The 1,251-nt window shown below is 60.5% G+C and carries 2 protein-coding genes; both read left to right on the forward strand.

Going from position 1 to position 1,251, the window contains the following annotated elements; all coding sequences use genetic code 11:
* Positions 1-288 (forward strand): type II secretion system protein GspJ (locus tag NP596_RS21430; protein ID WP_256617412.1); only part of this gene is annotated, 288 nt, incomplete at its 5' end.
* Positions 285-1,193, forward strand: coding sequence for a type II secretion system minor pseudopilin GspK (gene gspK / locus NP596_RS21435; RefSeq protein ID WP_256617413.1), 909 nt, complete (start codon positions 285-287; stop codon positions 1,191-1,193). The genes NP596_RS21430 and gspK, both read left to right, overlap by 4 nt.
* Positions 1,194-1,251: the final 58 nt, after the last annotated feature.

Here is a 1,251-nt window from a genome sequence, read left to right on the forward strand (position 1 = left end):
GTGCCGGCACTGCCGCCGGACGGTGGACGCAGCCGCTTGCAGCGGGTCGGCTACCGCTTCGAGTCCGGTAAATTATACCGGCTGGTATGGAATACCCTGGATAGAACCCAGCAAAGCCGGCCGTTGCGCAAGCGCATTCTCGATGCCGACGGCGTGCAAATACAGTTCTTCGGTAGCGAGTGGACCGGCAGTTGGCCGCTTTCCGCCGGCGCCATACCAAAAGCGGTGGAAGTGATAGTCAGTTTGAGCGGCATGGGCGATATCCGGCGCGGATTTTGGTTGCGATGAGAGAACGATTAATCCGGCCGCAGCGCGGCGTGGCCCTGATTACGGTGCTGCTGGTGCTGGCCTTGGCTACCGTCACGATAGTCTCGATGTCCGGCGAGCGGCAGCTGGATATCCGCCGCACCGAAAACCAGCTGCGCGGCGACCAGGTCTGGGCCTATGCCCACAGTCTGGAGAGTTGGGCCGCGACGCGATTGCGGGAAGGCGATTGGCAAAAGCCGTTGCGGCTCGGCGAAGACGGCGACGTCGAACTGCAGGCAAACATCGGCGAACTGCAAGGCAAAATCAATTTGAACAACCTGATTGTCGACGGCGAAGTCAGCGAAGCGGATGTGCAACGCATGCAACGCTTGTTGAAGCAATTGGAGCTGCGCACGGAACTGATGGACGCCATTCTGGACTGGATGGATGCGGACGGCGAGATTCGCTACCCGTTCGGCGCGGAAGACGAGGTTTATTCCCGCAAGCATCCGCCGCGCCGCGCCGGTAACCTCCCGTTTGCGGATGTCGGCGAATTGATGCTGGTGGACGGAATGACGCCGGAAATTTTCGACAAATTGCGGCCCTATGTGTACGCCGTGCCCGGCTATGCGCCGATAAACGTCAACACCGCCCCGCCGCAAATATTGCGCTGCCTGGCGGACAAGATCAGCGCCGACCAGGCGGCCTCCATCTACCGGGCCGGCGGTAAACCGTTCGGCGAATTGGCCGATTTTTTTAAAGACGAAGCCGTGATAGGGCTGGGTATCGGCAAACACGGCTTGAGCGTGGAAAGTACATTTTTTTTATTGGCGGGATCGGTGGATATGGGAAGGGCGCGCTTGCGGTTTGAAACCTACTTGCAAAAGCAGACCGACGGCAACGCGGCGGTGGTACGGCGCGCCCGTAGCGGGTGGCGGCATGGCTGAAGCGCTGTTGGTTCGCCAAGCGCCGCTGCCGGGGCAATGGCAATGGTTGGATTTGGCG

Origin of the sequence: Methylomonas rivi (assembly GCF_024505165.1) — a bacterium.
GTDB classification, from domain to species: Bacteria; Pseudomonadota; Gammaproteobacteria; order Methylococcales; family Methylomonadaceae; genus Methylomonas; species Methylomonas rivi.

Excerpts from the sequence above, each read along its gene's own strand:
- gspK (WP_256617413.1), top strand. The coding sequence starts at position 285 with ATGAGAGAACGATTAATCCGGCCGCAGCGCGGCGTGGCCCTGATTACG.